At 61.4% G+C, this 12,137-nt stretch carries 18 protein-coding genes and 1 pseudogene; 17 read left to right on the top strand and 2 right to left on the bottom strand.

All coding sequences use genetic code 11. The features are described 5' to 3' along the window. The first annotated feature begins 11 nt into the window (after positions 1-11). The 7 genes from HY896_01125 (at position 12) to HY896_01095 (ending at position 5,326) form a co-directional block, all read left to right on the top strand. Positions 12-1,661, top strand: coding sequence for a hypothetical protein (locus tag HY896_01125; protein ID MBI5574946.1), 1,650 nt, complete (start codon positions 12-14; stop codon positions 1,659-1,661). Positions 1,662-1,837: 176 nt separating this feature from the next. Next, positions 1,838-2,239, top strand: coding sequence for a MerR family DNA-binding protein (locus tag HY896_01120; GenBank protein ID MBI5574945.1), 402 nt, complete (start codon positions 1,838-1,840; stop codon positions 2,237-2,239). 50 nt (positions 2,240-2,289) lie between these two features. Continuing rightward, the gene (locus tag HY896_01115; protein MBI5574944.1) at positions 2,290-2,916 is read left to right on the top strand and encodes a cation transporter; all 627 of its coding nucleotides are present in this window, start codon (positions 2,290-2,292) and stop codon (positions 2,914-2,916) included. Further along, positions 2,913-3,266: a hypothetical protein gene (locus HY896_01110; GenBank protein MBI5574943.1), complete on the top strand. Its 354-nt coding sequence runs from the start codon at positions 2,913-2,915 to the stop codon at positions 3,264-3,266. Before HY896_01115 ends, HY896_01110 begins: the two co-directional genes overlap by 4 nt. A 19-nt stretch (positions 3,267-3,285) precedes the next feature. Then, positions 3,286-4,689, top strand: coding sequence for a mercury(II) reductase (gene merA / locus HY896_01105; GenBank protein MBI5574942.1), 1,404 nt, complete (start codon positions 3,286-3,288; stop codon positions 4,687-4,689). 27 nt (positions 4,690-4,716) lie between these two features. Then, entirely contained in the window at positions 4,717-4,986 is a 270-nt protein-coding gene (merF, locus tag HY896_01100) for a mercury resistance system transport protein MerF (protein MBI5574941.1), read from the top strand. Positions 4,987-5,056: 70 nt separating this feature from the next. After that, positions 5,057-5,326, top strand: coding sequence for a thioredoxin family protein (locus tag HY896_01095; GenBank protein ID MBI5574940.1), 270 nt, complete (start codon positions 5,057-5,059; stop codon positions 5,324-5,326). Between the two features lie 85 nt (positions 5,327-5,411). Here the strand turns inward: HY896_01095 and HY896_01090 are convergent, their stop codons facing one another. Both HY896_01090 and HY896_01085 read right to left on the bottom strand, forming a co-directional pair. After that, entirely contained in the window at positions 5,412-5,645 is a 234-nt protein-coding gene (locus HY896_01090) for an SHOCT domain-containing protein (protein ID MBI5574939.1), read from the bottom strand. Between the two features lie 185 nt (positions 5,646-5,830). After that, a pseudogene (locus HY896_01085) lies at positions 5,831-5,914 on the bottom strand (VacJ family lipoprotein). A gap of 255 nt (positions 5,915-6,169) precedes the next feature. On the opposite strand from HY896_01085, the gene HY896_01080 reads away from it, so the two are divergent. From HY896_01080 to HY896_01035, 10 genes are all read left to right on the top strand, one after another. Then, on the top strand, positions 6,170-6,625 hold the full coding sequence (locus tag HY896_01080) for a cytochrome P460 family protein (GenBank protein MBI5574938.1): 456 nt from the start codon (positions 6,170-6,172) through the stop codon (positions 6,623-6,625). Positions 6,626-6,881: 256 nt separating this feature from the next. Then, positions 6,882-7,244, top strand: coding sequence for a DUF3179 domain-containing protein (locus HY896_01075; GenBank protein MBI5574937.1), 363 nt, complete (start codon positions 6,882-6,884; stop codon positions 7,242-7,244). A gap of 21 nt (positions 7,245-7,265) precedes the next feature. Further along, a complete protein-coding gene (locus HY896_01070) occupies positions 7,266-7,502 on the top strand; it encodes a DUF3179 domain-containing protein (protein MBI5574936.1) in 237 nt (78 codons plus the stop codon). A gap of 129 nt (positions 7,503-7,631) precedes the next feature. Continuing rightward, on the top strand, positions 7,632-7,913 hold the full coding sequence (locus HY896_01065; protein MBI5574935.1) for a hypothetical protein: 282 nt from the start codon (positions 7,632-7,634) through the stop codon (positions 7,911-7,913). Between the two features lie 99 nt (positions 7,914-8,012). After that, on the top strand, positions 8,013-8,300 hold the full coding sequence (locus tag HY896_01060; GenBank protein ID MBI5574934.1) for a hypothetical protein: 288 nt from the start codon (positions 8,013-8,015) through the stop codon (positions 8,298-8,300). After that, positions 8,290-8,727 (top strand): helix-turn-helix transcriptional regulator, encoded by a 438-nt coding sequence (locus HY896_01055; GenBank protein MBI5574933.1) that lies wholly within the window; start codon positions 8,290-8,292, stop codon positions 8,725-8,727. The genes HY896_01060 and HY896_01055 overlap by 11 nt, the downstream gene beginning before the upstream one ends. Next, positions 8,717-9,121, top strand: coding sequence for a hypothetical protein (locus HY896_01050; GenBank protein ID MBI5574932.1), 405 nt, complete (start codon positions 8,717-8,719; stop codon positions 9,119-9,121). The genes HY896_01055 and HY896_01050 overlap by 11 nt, the downstream gene beginning before the upstream one ends. A gap of 483 nt (positions 9,122-9,604) precedes the next feature. After that, on the top strand, positions 9,605-10,195 hold the full coding sequence (locus HY896_01045) for a hypothetical protein (protein MBI5574931.1): 591 nt from the start codon (positions 9,605-9,607) through the stop codon (positions 10,193-10,195). 34 nt (positions 10,196-10,229) lie between these two features. Beyond that, a complete protein-coding gene (locus tag HY896_01040; GenBank protein ID MBI5574930.1) occupies positions 10,230-10,637 on the top strand; it encodes a PIN domain-containing protein in 408 nt (135 codons plus the stop codon). Next, positions 10,634-12,137 (top strand): DEAD/DEAH box helicase family protein (locus HY896_01035; protein MBI5574929.1); only part of this gene is annotated, 1,504 nt, incomplete at its 3' end. The genes HY896_01040 and HY896_01035, both read left to right, overlap by 4 nt.

The following is a 12,137-nucleotide window of genomic DNA, read 5'->3' as shown; positions in this document are numbered from 1 at the left end:
TGGAGCTTTTGATGTCGCACTACGAGAAGACGGGGGAACGGTCGAGCATGACCATGGTGGAGCGGACGTTGCAGTCCGTGGCGCGGGGCGGGATGCACGACCAGGCGGGGGGAGGTTTCCACCGGTACTCCACGGACGCGAAGTGGCTCGTACCCCATTTCGAAAAGATGCTCTACGACCAGGCACAATTGCTCCACGCCTACACCCGGGCGTACCGGCTCACCCGAAACGACGAGTTCCGGCGCGTGTCCGGGAGAATCGCGACCTATGTGGGACGGGAGATGACGAGCCCGGCAGGGCTTTTCTATTCCGCGCAGGACTCGGAAGCGGACGGGGAGGAAGGCAAACCCTACCTCTGGAGCCGGGAGGAGCTGAAACGGGCGCTTGGGGAAGCGGAGTATGCCCTGGCGAGCCGGGTCTACGGTTTCTCGGGTCCGCCGAATTTCGAGGGCCGGTACATCCTGCACCGGCCGGACTCGTACGAGGACGCGGCGCGGGCCGCGGGGTCTTCGGCTCCCGAGCTGCTCAAGAAACTGGACGCCATCGACGCGAAGCTCTATGCCGAGCGGCGAAAGCGGCGGCAGCCGTCGCTCGACGACAAATCGATCGCCTCCTGGAACGGCCTGATGATCGAGGCCCTTGCCTTTGCGGGCGGCGTGTTGAAGAACGACCGATACGTGCGGATGGCGTCCAGGGCGGCGGACGACCTGATGAAGACGCTGCGGGACAAGGACGGGCAGCTCCTCCACGTCGCGCGCGGGGGCAAGGCGAAACTTGACGCCTATCTCGACGACTACGCCGCAGTTATCCTGGGTCTGCTCGAACTCCACCGGGTCACGGGGGAAACGCGGTGGCTTGCGGACGCGGACCGGATCGGAAACGCGATGGTGGAAAAGCTGTGGGAGCCGGGCGGAGGATTCCGGTACGCCGCGCCTTCGGTCGCGTACCTGATCGCGAGCCCGCGCGACTCCTTCGACGGCGCGTTTCCCTCCGCCCACAGCCTCGCAGTGCGGGCCATGACGGGCCTTGCCGCGGCGGGCCGCCCCCGGTATGCGCGGTACGCCGCGCAGACGATGGCCGCTTTCGAGCCGGCCGCCCGGAAGGCACCGCACGCCCTTCCCTACATGCTCTGGGGCCTGCACGAGTACAGGGTCGCGAAGCTTTCCGAAGACGCCCCGCCCGTCGAAGGGCCCGGCCTCCCCTCGACCGCCGGGCTGGTGACCATCGAAGGCCGCCTTTCCCGGAGCAAGTTGTCTCCGGGGGAACCGGTGGACCTCGTCGTGACCATCAAGATCGATGAGGGATGGCACCTCAACGCGAACCCGGCCTCCCTGCCTTCCCTTGTTCCCACCGCCGTCGGAGCCGCGCTTGAAGGCGGGAAGCTGGCCGTTACCCCCCGATATCCGGAGGGCAGGATCATCATGATCGGTCCGGAAAATGACCGCGTTTCGGTCTACGACGGCCGGGTCGAGATTCCGGCCCGTCTCGTCCCCGTCCGGCTTCCCCAGAGCAAAACGGAGGGGCGCCTTTCCGTCTCCGTTGAGGCGCAGGCGTGCAACGAGACCGGACGCTGCCTTGCGCCTGCTACCATCCGGACGGAAATCCCGGTCCGATACCGGAACGACGGAGTAACCGGGCGAACGATTTCCCCGGCCGACTGACCCGGGGCCACTCGCATGAGCGCGCCACTTCCGAAACCGTGTGCGGCCGGCAAGGGAACGGAGCACCCCTCCCCTCAGGTCTTCCCACTTCACCCGCCCGACTGCGCAAAAATGGTTGACACCGTAGTATGGTACGGAGTGCATCATATGTTCAGATACCGTGTGGAGGATCTTCGATGGCTTTGACGATCGGGCAGGTTGCTTCACGGTGTGGGGTCGGCGTCGAGACAATTCGGTTTTACGAGCGGGAGGGCCTGATCGCGCAGCCTTCGCGTCCGGAATCGGGATTTCGCCAGTACCCGCCGGATGCCGTCCGCCGGGTCCGATTCATACAGCGGTCGAAAGACCTCGGGTTTTCGCTCCGGGAGATTCGGGAGCTGCTCTCCCTGCGCGTCGATCCGGCGACCACCTGCGACACGGTGAGAAAGCGGGCCGAGGCAAAGATCGCGGACATCGAGGCGAAGATCGGACACCTGCAGGACATCAAACGCGCCCTGGTGAAGCTGACGACGGCATGCCGAGGGCGAGGGCCAACCGGGGAATGCCCGATCCTGGAGGCACTCGGAGACGGGGAGTGAAGTCGTACCGTAAGCCGAAGGGCGATTAAAAAACGCGGGGGAGGGAAGGCATGAACTCGACCGAAGGAGAACATGAAGGAGAGACTCCGAGGTGGAGTCTTGTCGGGGCAGGGGCCGCGGCAGTCGGAGCCTCTGTTTGCTGCCTTGGACCTCTGTTGCTCCTGGCTGTTGGCGTAGGAGGCGCGTGGATCGGAAACCTGACGGCGATGGAACCGTACCGGCCCTACTGGATGACGGCCACGCTGATCTTCCTCGGCCTGGCTTTCTTCAGGGTCTACCGGAAACCAAAGGAGGTCGCATGCGCTCCCGGAAGCGCCTGCTCGTCCGACGGGGGCCGATGGAACAAGATCCTCCTATGGATCGTCACGGCTCTGGTCCTCGGACTGCTTGCCCTTCCCTACCTGATCTCCTACGCCTACGCCGGAGGTCCCGAGGAGTCCGCCGTCACCCGACAGGCGACCCTGTCCGTCCGCAACATGACGTGCGGAGCCTGCCCGGTGATCGTCAAGAAAAGCCTCACCCGGGTCGACGGGGTCAAGGACGCGAAGGTGACATTGAGCCCGCCCCAAGCCATCGTGACCTACGACCCCGCGAAAGTTCGGGCGGAGCGTCTGGTGGAGGCGACAACGAAGGCAGGATTCCCGTCCACGATCCTTGCCGAAGGAGGAAAACGATGAAAGTCGAGATCCTTTATTTCGAAGGGTGTCCCAACCATATTCCCACGGTAGAGATGGTAGAGGGCGTGCTGCAGCGTGAAGGAATCGGTGCGGAAGTCGCTGCGATCGAAGTACCCGACATCGAAACCGCCCACACCCTGCGATTCCTGGGATCCCCCTCCGTCCGCGTGGACGGCGCGGACATCGAGCCGGGTCGCGAGAAGGACCCGTCGTTTTACGGCTGCCGCACCTATTCGGTCGGCGGGAGGACGATCGGAGTGCCGCCGGAGCAATGGCTCGCGGACGCACTCCATCGCCGGGGTCCAAAGAGAAGTCGGTCCTGCTGTTCCACGCAGCGGAGAGAGACCTGATGATCCGGGAGGAAGAGGAATGGAGCGATATGACCTGATCATACTGGGAGGCGGTGCGTCGGCCTTCGCGGCCGCAACGGAAGCGGACCGGATGGGCCTGCGCAGCGTCATGATCAACGCGGGCCTCCCCATGGGCGGCACCTGCGTCAACGTGGGGTGCGTCCCCAGCAAACACCTGCTGGCCTTGGGCAAATCCCTGCACCATCCCTCCCGTCCCGCCTTCGAGAGCGTCGGCCCGGTCCGGCCGGCGTTCGAGTTCGCGAAGGCGATGGAAGAGAAGGATGCCCTGGTGTCCGGACTCAGGGAGCAGAACTACCGCCAGGTCTTCGGGAGTTTCCGCCACGTGGAGTGGGTGGAGGGCCGGGGGACTTTCGTCGCGAGCAACGTCGTGGAGACCGCCGGCAAGGAGATGGAAGGAGGCAAGATTCTGATCGCCACGGGGTGCTCCACCTATGCTCCCCCCTTCGAGGGGCTGAAGGAGGCCGGCTTTCTCACTCACATCGAAGCCCTGTCCCTAAAACGCCTCCCCTCTTCCCTGATCGTCCTGGGCGTGGGTCCGCTGGGGTTGGAATTCGCGCAGATCTTCAGCCGGATGGGGACCCGGGTGACCGTGGTCGCAAGGGGGAAAAGGATCCTTAAATCCCAGGAACCGGAGATCTCGGATGCCCTCAGGGGATACATGGAGGAGGAAGGGATCGAGATCGTCACCGAGGCACCGGTGGTCCGCGTGGCTAGAACAAACGATGGGAAGACGGTAACCATCGAGACGCCGGCGGGGCAGCGGACTCTTGCGGCGGAAGACATCCTGGCGGCCACCGGCGAACGGGGCAACGTCGAGGGGCTCGGGCTGAAGCGGATCGGCGTTGCGACAGTGGGCGACTCCTACATCCGGGTGAACGAGTTTCTCCAGACCGATGTGCCCCACATTTTCGCTGCCGGTGACGTGACAGGGCAAAGATGTCTCGAAACGGTGGCGGCCAAACAGGGAAAGATCGCCGTGGAGAACGCCTTCAACGGGGCGAATAAGAAGATCGACTTCCTTTCCGTCCCCCACGCTGTCTTCACCGACCCGGAGGCGGCCGGGGTCGGCATGACGGAGGAGCAGTACATGGCTGCCCATGGTACCTGCAACTGCAGGACCGTGCCCCTCGACCGGGTCCCTCGGGCGGTGGCCGTCCGGGACACGCGGGGCCTGGTGAAGATGGTGGCGCACCACGAGACGGGCCGGGTCATGGGGATCCATGTCCTCGCCCCTTGCGCCTCGGAGATAATCCACGAGGCGACCCTGGCGGTGAAGATGGGCCTCACCGTGGACGATCTGATCGACACGGTGCACGTATTCCCGACCTACAGCGAGGCGATCAAGATGGCCGCCCAGGCGTTCCGGCGGGACATCTCCAACATGTCCTGCTGCGTGGAGTAGCGCTCCGTGCCTGGGAAAGGAGTTGCCATGACAAGAAATGAAACCGGGAGTTTGAGGAGGAGATTTCTCGCCGTCCTTGTGGGCACGGCCCTGGTTGCAGTTTGCTGCTTTACGCCTGTGCTGGTGATCCTGCTGGGTGCCGTAGGATTGAGCGCGCTGACCTCCTACCTGGATCTCGTCCTGTTTCCCGCCTTGACGGTCCTTCTCGCCTTGACCTTCGTCTCTTATCGGAGATGGAAAAAGTCCTGCGAGTGTTCAGCAGAGACAGCGGATTCCGGAAGCCGGGAAAAGCGGTGATCTTGTCTCCCCCCCTTGACACTGTACCGTAGTACGGCGCGCAAGATGGAATTTGAAAGGAGGAGTCGATATGGACGTCAAGAGAAGGGTTGAGATCTATAGCGCGGGTTGCCCGGCGTGCCGGGAGGCGGAGGAGTTGGTTCGCCGCATGAGCTGCCCCTCCTGCGAGGTGCAGGTTCTCGACATGAAGGACGAATCCGTCGCGAGAAAGGCCAGGGAGCTCGGCATCGGAAGCGTGCCGGCGGTCGTGGTGGACGGAAAGCTCGCCGACTGTTGCGCGGGACGGGGGCCGGACGAGGAGACACTGCGCGCGGCGGGGGTCGGAAGACCGATCCAGTAAGCTCTCGGGAAACGTGGATCCCGGCCCGGGAGGAACAGGCCCGTTCCCTTTGCACGAGGAGACCGTCCCGCTCGATTCGAGCCCTCTACGAGATGTCCCGCTTCTTCTCCTCGTACTCCTCCCGGGAAATCTCCCCGCGGGCGTACCGTTTTTTGAGGATGTCCAGAGCCGACTCCTCGGTCCTTTGTCCGGAACCCGCCCGGAATCTCTGGAGGGCCCAGACCGCCAGCAACACGACGCCGACCGCGAGTATGAGCCAGAAGATTGCGGCGATCACCATCCAGAACCCCATCCCGCCTCCCATCATGCCGTTGCCCATCACAGGAACCACCTCTTCATGGGGCTCAAAGCCCGAGTCTCCGCCGGCCCAACCCGGGAAGGAATTTACGATGCGACCGTCAGAAGGACGGTTTCATGATAGCCGTTCAGGCCGGGCGGGTGGGTAAATCGTAAGTGCTGCAGGTAAAGACTTTATTCCTTCACCCGTTTCTCACGGTACTGGATATAGGCGTCCCGGACGCTCGAGGGGCCCAGGATCGGGAGGACAACGTACATCCCGTGGCCGATACCGTATACCCCAAGCGTCTGCCATGGTGAGAAATGCGGGCGAGAAAGCAGACCGAAACGGAATACGCCTCTCGGAATCTAACCTGCGCGGGGCAAGGTCGTGCGCCTGCAAGGGACGCAAGAGAGGCCGGGCGCCGAAAGCTCCGCCCCTTCGGCGGTGATTACATAAGAGATATCAGGTACATCGGTCGCCCAACCCACGGAAAGGGAGGAACCATGAAATTCCTGAAGTCCGCGTTGTTGTGCCTCGCCCTCGCGGCGTTCTTTGCCGCGCCAATGCTCGCCGTAGCGGCGGAGAAAGGCAAGGACGCGATGCCGGCGGCCGCCGGCAAGGACCTTTGGGCCTACCTCTCGAAGGTCAAATACCAGCAGAAGTTCGCTCTCTGGCCCGGCAAGGAAAAACTTTACAAAGGGACCGAGCCCCACGGTGCGCTCCTTACCACTTACGTAAACAAATCCGCCCTTGGCGCCATCAAGGGGAAAAAGGGGACGATGCCCGCCGGCGCGATCGTGGTCAAGGAGAACTACATGCCGGACAAGAAACTCGACGCCATCACCGTGATGTACAAGGTCAAGGGGTTCAACCCTGAGGGCGGTGACTGGTTCTGGGCGAAGTACGCGCCCGACGGCATGGTCCAGGCCGAAGGAAAGACCGGAATGGCCGAGATGTGCATCGGTTGCCACGGGAAAGTCAAAGGGAACGATTTTCTGTACACAGGCCAATTGAAGTGACGTTCACTGCGGGGGGAGAGCCGGCCACCTCCCCCCGAGTCCTTCCGCCCACCGTTGTCGTCCGGGAGCCTCTCGTGCCCCGCTTTCACGGGCATTGCCCACATTGCCTAAACTCTTTTCTCGCGGATTCAAGGTTGACCCCCCCTCTCCGCCTGGAATTCCTGTCTTGCCTCTGAAAGGTTTCCGCCGACCGCGCGACCAACAGGAAGGAGACACGAGGCAAGGAGGCGCGGAGATGCGAATGCGGAGGTTTCTCATGGCGGTCACTGCGGCAACCGTGGTGGGAATGGTGGGCATACCGTTCGCCCAAGCAGGGACCGCCGTCAGGGAAGACGGCAAGATCTACATTGTGGATCAGAGGGGCGAGCGATGGGATGTCACCCATGCGGCATCCTTGGGATTCGACCCCGAGGGGTTCCAGTACGGGATCGGGCGGAACGCCTTCACACCGCTGGACGATTCCCGAATACGCAAGGGAGATGCACGGATCCCCGAGTGGACCCGCGTGATCGGAGCGAAGAGCGGGGCGTCCGCCCTGGCCTTTTCGGTCCCCACCCTCTGGAGTCACGAGGTCGCCAACAGCAACCTCGCGGGAAAGCCGGTGGCTGTAGGGTATTGACCGCTCGTAGACCTGGCGGCCGTGTATAGCCGCCAAATAGACGGGCAGACGCTGACCCTTTCCCCATCAGGGTGGACCTACCGGAACACCTTTGTCCTGTACGACCGGGAGACGAACACGCTTTGGTACCCATACGCCAAGGGGCTTTTGGGGATACAGGGGAAATACTTCAAGCGGTGGCTCCCCAAACTTCCATCCGACGACACCACCTGGGGAGAGTGGAGCAAGCGCCACCCGTCCTCCGAAATTCTCCAGTGAGCGGGCGGACCGGCGTATTCGCGCAAGGGCAGCAAAGCGGCCGCGTGCCGAAAGCTCCGCCCCTCCGGCGGTGATCACATAAGCGATATCAGGTACATCGGTCATTCAACCCACCGAACGGGAAGAACGATGAAATTCCTGAAGTCCGCGTTGTCAACGCAGTCGACGATCCGGAATGGAGAAAAACCACGGGCGAACCCTCCTTTCAGGTGCAACAGGATTCACGACTCGGAGATTCCCTCTGCTCGCCTGCTCTCTGAAAAACCCTTCGAGATCGCCCGCCGGTTTGTGACAGAATATGGCCCGGATGGCGGGAACAGCCTCGCTGTCAATGCGGACTGGAGTCCAGACACAGGTATGATCGCTAAAGAAAGAAACTCTTCCCACCTATATATCATCCATGATATATAGGCTATCCCGGTGCGGCTGAAGGTATCCCAACAGGCCATCATTGACCTGGGACGACTACCCGCAGGAATACGCGCCAGGCTATGGAGGGCAACCCAGACCTTGAAATACGAACCGTTCCCGAACGGACTCTTTGACGACATCGAGGTCGAATCCGGCCCGATTCGCGTCTACTCGAAAGAAGTCCCTCCCATCAACAAGCTCAAGGTAATAAGTCCCCCAACCAACTACCGGATTCTTTACATGATCGACAAACCTCACGATACGGCTTTCGTCGTCTCCGTCAGAAAGCGCGACGTGGCATACGAAGCCACGCCCATGCACCTGGCCATGTTGCGATCGATCGTCAAGGACTACTTCGAAAATCGGAGATGGGAGAATGGCCATTAAGACTCTCGCCTACATGACGACTTTCACGTCTTCCTCGGCAACAGCAAACGAGTTCCGGGATAATCGGCAACTGCGGAGGAAGACAACAGCCCAGTTCATACCTCCGATGAAGGCGGTTTACACCGAAGAGGAAGCCTTCGAGATCCTCTTCCCGGATGAGAGGTCCAAGCAAACGTTTCGTGAGGAAAAGGCCCGCATGGATCGGAATCTTCTCGACAACATTCGCACGGGGAGGGTCAATCCGATACGGGGTTGGCGGATCCTCAAAGGAATGGACCAGAAGGCCATGGTGAAGGTGACGGGCATCAGCCAGCCGAATCTATCCCGCCTGGAGAAGAAAGGCGCTCCGACTCCGACAGTTGCCACGCTCAGGAAAATCGCCGCGGTGCTGGGCGTATCCATCGAGGATCTTATCCATGACCAGTAAACTCCTCCCCCGCTTCAAGTACGGGCTCGTCTGCGACGAAATCCGGGAGGAGAAGTCGAATAAGACCCTGATCGTCGGCCTATACGGCTCCAAGATCATCGTGCCCGGCGTCCCGGGGATAATGGCCAAGCTCTGCTTTCGTCTGTGTTTCGACGCCACCAGAGCGTATCCCGAGAATTTCGATCTCATGATCAGAAGGCCTGACGGTAAGGTTGAAGGTCCTTTCCCGGTGAAGACCCCCCGCCTTGAGGACGAGGACGAGGGGTACATAAATATCTCACTCGTCCCCTTCCCGGTTGGCGCGGAGGGCCCTTACGAAGTCTTGGCCAGAAACGAGGGACAAGAGGCGAAGGTCTTGTCTTTCCGTGTCGTGAAAGGCGCCATTCCGGCCTGAAATACAGGTCCCCCTGCCGGGCTGATTCCTTCCCGATTCAACTCGCGCTCTCGCTCCCGACGCCACAGCCCGGAAAAGAAATCGGGCCAAATCCGCAACCCCCCGCGCAACCGGAACGGAGTCGATGAGAGAGCGCCTAAATGGCGCTACACAACTATGCGTTTTATAAAGGAGAAATGGCGCGCCCCATCTGAAAGAATTCGAACCGCGTCCGAGATACCAATCGAGGTAAACCTGACGGACGAGGACGCGGTTCCAGTTTACGTGAAGATTTCGGAAAAAGTCTTACATCTCCGAAGGTTGGAGATGACTTACACCAGCATCGCCAAGCACTTGGGGGTCAACCTGTGGATGGCGAAGAAAGCGGCACGGTGGGGCAAAATCCAGAAAGCATAGGCAGGGCAGCATAGACAGGATGCAAAGACAGGATTGACTTGCGTGTCGATCAGGAAGATAATGTAACCCTAAAGGAGGTTACATACCATGCTGAGAGTCCAATTGGGCAAGGCCATCGACCTCTTCGCCGGTTGGGGTGTCCGCCAGAAAGAGCTGAGCCGTTTCCTCGAGGCCGGCGTCGTCAAAGCCAGCCTTTCCGGACGGGGAAAGGGAAGCCTGAGGTTGCTGGACGATCACTCCGTCTACGACGTCTACCTCGGCCACACGTTCCATGAACTTGGACTCCCCCCGCGTCGGATCGCCAAGATCGTCGAAAACGTGCGACCGCACTACCCTGCCTGGATCACGGGGAAGCAGAAATGGCTCATTCTTCGGTTCCACCCGACCAGGGGCGAGGTCATCGCGCCGCCAACGATCCGGATAGACCTGTCGCAGCCTCTCTCCCTGCTCCGCCATTGCGAGTCCGTTAAGGAAGAGGTTGCCTCAATTCGCAGGGGACGCCCAAAGAACGATTGGAGAAGGCAGTTCCGGGAGACAGCGGACGCCATAGCGAAGGAGATGCGGAAGGCAAGAATCACAGAGGAAGACATCGAAGATGCCGTATTCGACGTCCGATCAGAGCGCAGTTCACGCGCCGGAAAGGGCGAGACGGCCGTTGTCACCATCACGGCGAGGTAAGCGCCACCGCTACGTTTTGGACACGAGCGTCCTCATGAGGGGAATCCAGGCTTTCTTTTCTCCCACCCGGAAGGAGCAGGCCGTCTCGGCCAATCCCTCTCGCCTTCTCCTCGAGAGATGGCTGGATTATAAGAAACGCTCCTTCGATCTCATCCTGACCGAAGATATCCTTGACGAGTACAAGGAGGTGCTCAACCGCCTTCGGATCCGGGCCGCACATACCGGCAATCTTATCGCCTCGTTGCGTCGTGGCGGCGTGCTGGTCCAACCTTGGTATTCCGTCGAGATCTCCCCTGACCCCGCTGATAACATCTTCTTCGCTGCCGCAGTAGCAGGAAAGGCTCAAGCGATCATCACATCGAACCCGAAACACTTCCCACCCGTAGAGGGGATCCGGATCCTCACCCCGGAAGACGCGCAAAAGGAACTTTCCGGGCCATGACGGATCGCGAGGCGCTGCGGCGGAAAATCGCCGACGAAGAGGCCAGGCTCACCCAGGTCGAGAAGGAACGGACAGAGGCGCTCGCGAGACTCCAGGAACTCAAGGGCCAGCTGGCGGCAGAAGATTCCGCCTCAACTCTCTTGACGCCAGTGCCGCCCCACAATTTACCACTCCTGCACAAGATCCCGCATACCGCCGAGGAAAAGGTCGCTCTCTTCCGGAGCCTCTTCCGGGGCCGAGAGGACGTTTTTCCGAAACTTTGGGAGAACGCCAAGACCGGCCGGAAAGGCTACGCCCCCGCCTGCTCCAATGAATGGGTGGGCGGCGTATGCAGAAAGCCCCGCATTAAGTGCGGAAGCTGTTCACACCGTTCCTTTATCCCTAACACCGACCAGGTCGTCGTCGACCATCTGCAGGGCCGGCACGTGATCGGGGTCTATCCCCTGCTTCCGGACGAAACCTGCTTCTTCCTTGCGGCGGATTTCGATGGACCGTCGTGGCGGGAGGATGTGGCGGCATTCGTTGAGACCTGTCGGCGGACGGATCGCGTGATCGGGATCCCGTCGCCATTCTTCGAGGACGAACAGGAATCGAAGCCATGGACTCGCACTCCGTCCCGAAAACCGGCCGAAGTGCCCATAGAGGGCCTCCTCCCGAAAGAAGTCCATGCGGTCCTCTCCCAGCGGCTTTTCGTACAAAAAGCCGGCCTGCCGTCCCCCCTGGTCAACCGTATCAAGCGGCTTGCCGCCTTCCAGAACCCCGAGTTCTACAAGAAGCAGAAGATGCGACTCTCGACCGCCACGACTCCGAGGGTCATCTCGTGCGCGGAGGACCTTACCGATCACGTCGCTTTGCCCCGGGGATGTCGGGACGACCTGGCCGATCTGCTCAGCGGATACGGCATCAATCTTTCCATGGAGGAGAAGCGGTACGAGGGAGAACCTGTCGCGTTCCGGTTCCAAGGACGCCTCACCGCGATGCAGGCTGAAGCGGCAAAGGCACTCCTTTCACATGATGATGGGATCTTCGTGGCCCCGCCCGGCTCCGGGAAGACAGTGGTCGGCGCGTACCTCACGGCAGCGCGTGGGCGCAATACCCTGGTGCTCGTCCACCGGAAGCCGATCCTCGACCAGTGGGTCGCCCGGCTTTCCTCGTTCCTGGGAGTCGAACCAAAATCGATCGGCCGGATCGGGGGCGGGAAAAATTCTCCCAACGGCCGCATAGACGTCGCCATGATTCAGAGTCTTGTGCGAAAAGGGAAGGTCGCCGACCTCGTGGCCGGCTACGGGCACGTGATCGTGGACGAATGCCATCACCTACCGGCGGTTTCATTCGAGCGGGTTTTCTCGGAGGTTAGCGCGTGGAACGTCATAGGCCTTACGGCCACCCCCTATCGCCGGGACGGGCACCAGCCGATCATCCACATGCAGTTGGGTCCGGTCCGGTTCGCATTCTCCCGCCATCGCAGCGCGGAGGAACGGACCTTCGAGCGGCGCCTGA

The sequence above is a fragment of the Deltaproteobacteria bacterium genome, assembly GCA_016218975.1.
GTDB lineage: Bacteria > Desulfobacterota > Deferrimicrobia > Deferrimicrobiales > Deferrimicrobiaceae > JAENIX01.
Note: the sequence above shows the minus strand (reverse complement) of the source record. Positions and strands in the feature narration are given on the sequence as shown.